The 3349-nt window shown below is 42.4% G+C and carries 2 protein-coding genes; one reads left to right on the forward strand and one right to left on the reverse strand.

Features of this window, described 5'->3' with window-relative positions; all coding sequences use genetic code 11:
* Positions 1-853: 853 nt before the first annotated feature.
* Positions 854-2065, reverse strand: coding sequence for a toxin-antitoxin system YwqK family antitoxin (locus Q0277_RS01930; protein WP_297995043.1), 1212 nt, complete (start codon positions 2063-2065; stop codon positions 854-856).
* Between the two features lie 213 nt (positions 2066-2278).
* Here Q0277_RS01930 and Q0277_RS01935 point away from each other — a divergent pair.
* A partial coding sequence (locus Q0277_RS01935; protein WP_297995044.1) for a pentapeptide repeat-containing protein occupies positions 2279-3349 on the forward strand: 1071 nt, incomplete at its 3' end.

A 3349-nucleotide genomic window follows, 5' to 3' on the forward strand; every position in this document is an offset into this window, starting at 1 on the left:
TTGCAGCCATGACTTCTCCCTCAGCATCCGCCCACGCCGCACTCGTAAAATTTTGTTTAGTAAGGCGGTCGGCAAATTTTAAAATATCAGCTAGATTAAATTTGCCGCGCTAAAGGCAAGGTTGCAGTAGATTTGAAATTTACGCCCTAATAGCGCGGCTTGCGAACCGCGGTCTAAATTTAACAAAATTTGATCGTCAAATTTTACTTTTTGGTAGTTGAAATTTTTAGTGTCGTTTCGGCTTGAAATTTCGCTTTAAATTTTAAAAATTTGCACCCGCCAAAGTTGCTCGTTACGCGGAAAAAACAAGCCGCATCGAAACCAAGCTATGCCGCGTCAGGCGATACATGCGCGCTATGTGCGCCAAAATATAGCGGTTTTAACCGCATCAGCTCAAATTGTGCGACGAGCTGCGCTGTGCGAGACTTCGTTACGCCAGCCGTATTCGCGCGCCGCATAAAGCTGCTCGGCGTAGAATTTTACTAGTTTAAACGCAGCACGTCGCTTCACAAATACAAAGCCGCATCATTTAAAGACGGCACTTGATGGCGCGGTATATGTAGTCGAAAACCGAAAGCGCAAGCTTGCTCGCTTAAAATTCAAAGACATACTCAATAAAATTCAAAGCCGCACCCCAAAAATATAAAAACCGCGCTAGCTCGAAAGGTAAAGCTAAATTTATTTAAAACGCGAAGCTGCGCTTCAAAACGCAAAATTTCGCTCGCTTAAAACACAAAGCCATGAGTACTGAAAATACAAACCCGCGTCGTTAAAACGCAAAACCACGTCTACTCAAAATTTTAAACCTTTTTAAAATTCCAAATCCGTTTAAAATTTTAAAATTTAGCCCGCTTTACTCCCTCGCTAGTCCGTTTTTATCGGATTTGTCGCTGATTAGTTTGCCCGCTTCGTCGTATTTTTTGGCGCGCACGAGCCTGCCGCGCTCAAACTCGCCCTCGGCTTCGAGCTTTCCGTCTGCGTAGTAGTGCTTCGCCGCGCCCGTCTCCAGGCCATCCTTGAACGTCACTCTAGCCTTGAGCGCGCCGTTTTCGTGATATGTTTCGTATAGCCCGTGTTTGCGCCCATCTCTGAACATTACCTTCGCCGCAAGTGCGCCGCTTGCGTAGTATTGATTACTTGTGCCCGTTTGCCTGCCGCGCTCAAACTCGTATTCGCCCTGCAGTGCGCCATTCCCGTAGTATTCGCATACGGCGCCGTCGCGCTCGCCGTCTTTGAAATTTTCGACTACGCGCGTCTTGCCGTCCTCGTAAAATAACTTCCAAACGCCCTGTTTGCGGTCATCCTTGTATGCGCCCGTCTGCTTTAGCGCGCCGCTTTCGTAGTACCATTTTTCCATACCTTGGCGCTTGCCCCCTTTGTATGTTCGCACGCCGCGCACTTTGCCACTTTTGTAATAATCCACGTCCTTGCCGTTTCGCAGCCCGCCCTTATACGGATGGCGCGCGCTTACTTCGCCGCTTTCGTAGTAGTCGGTGAAAACGCCCTCGCGCCTATCCGCTTTATACGCGCCCTGCTGCTTTAGCTTGCCGCTTCCTTGATAATACAGCTTGTAAAAACCCTCGCGCTTGCCGGCTTTGTATTCGCTCTGCGATCTCAGCTCGCCGCTATCTGCGTAGTAGCTCTTCGCGACGCCGTCGTACAGGCCGTTTTTTAGCGGATATTCGTTTGAGGGCTTATCTCTGCCGTCAAAGTAATCGCGCTCGCGCACCGCAGTGCCGTCCTTTACGTCGATCTCGCGAATTAGCGTGGGCGGCAGCGGCTTTGCTCTGGGGTAGACGAGGCCCATAAAATTTACGTCGTAGAGATCCTCGGCGCTGTAGTGCAGCACCTTGAGCGTCCCGCTGTAGGGCTTGTCCGCTACGAAATACAGACCGTTTTTTAGGACCGGCTCGGGCTGCATTACGATTTTTGGCTCCAGAGCTTGCGAACCCAGCGCCAAAAACGGAAGCAGAAGCAGGAACTTTAATGCGCTTGGAAAGCTAAAACTTCGCATTAAATTTAAGCCCAAATTGAGCGAATTTTGCGCGGCTCTGCGGGTTTTCATATTTTGTTTCCTTTTGGCTCGGTTAAATTTAAAGAATTTTAAAATTTGAAGCTAAATTTTAAATAAATTAGTGCGGAAAAACGGTATGGAAGGTGAGAGCAAAAAAATACTAAAGTTATTTTAACTCTATTGCATAATAATAAATTTGCAAGTTATTTTTTGATACTATATTAAATAATATGAATTTAAGTCTATGGTGATTTAAGAATGAGTTTGGATATAGATAAAATTTTAAAAAGACCAAAAGAAAAAATTGAGCAAAAAGACCTTGAAAGATTTCAGGGGTTAGGAATTCTCAGCGACAATCTAGATATTTTGTATGTATCAGGGCAAAATAGTGAAGGTTGCTTTATTAAAAAATGTACGCACGAGGGGCAAGTTTTTTTCATTTTTACAGGTTTTGATTTAGACCGAAAATCGGACTTCAATAATTACATAAATTTAGAAAAATATCTACAAGGTGATGAATTAAATATTGTTCTTTACGAGTGCAATACCGCGAATAATCTAAAAACTATAGAATATTTAAATAAAATTAAGCGGAAGGTTGTAATTGTAAATTCCAGCCTTCCTAACATCAGCTCTTGCGAATTTGAAAACGAAGTATTTTTACGCGATATCAGCAATAACAGCACGTTTGGCGGATGCGAATTTGCAAAAGAAGTTTACGTAGAAGGTTATGCGTTTTTTCAAGCATGCACATTTAACGACAATTTCATATCTAAAAACGCTAGACAAGATATATTTTTTGCGAGCAGTATTTTTAATAAATCTTTTGAGTTATCCACAAAAAAAGAGTTGGGGGAGATAAATTTTCAAGCCGCTCATTTTAAGCAAAAATTTACTATGGATATACAAAAATTTAGCGTTATAGATTTCTCATGCGCCGAATTTGATTGCGAGCTTACTTTGCACGCAAAGCAGTTTGATGGGATAAATATAGATTTTACTAAGGCCAGATTTAAACAAAAAGTAAGTTTTCATAGGAGCATAATTAACTGCGAAGTGCTTTTCAAAGAAGCTTGTTTTGAAAGTGACTTAATTTTTACAGAAGCCAAATTTAATGACGTAGCAAATTTTGATAAAGCAAAATTTAAAGGAAAGGCGCAATTTCGCGGAACTAAATTTAATAGAGCGATATTAACGGAAACAACTTTTGAAAATAAAGCCGACTTTTCAAATGCGGAATTCAACGAAAAATCATATTTTACAAATGCCATTTTTAAGACGGATGCAGACTTTAGCTCTGCTACTTTCGCCGATGAGGCACGGTTTTTTAATGCA

The organism is uncultured Campylobacter sp., from assembly GCF_938030815.1.
Lineage (GTDB): Bacteria > Campylobacterota > Campylobacteria > Campylobacterales > Campylobacteraceae > Campylobacter_B.

Coding starts and splice junctions, on each gene's coding strand:
- Q0277_RS01930 (WP_297995043.1), bottom strand. CDS start 2,065: ATGAAAACCCGCAGAGCCGCGCAAAATTCGCTCAATTTGGGCTTAAAT.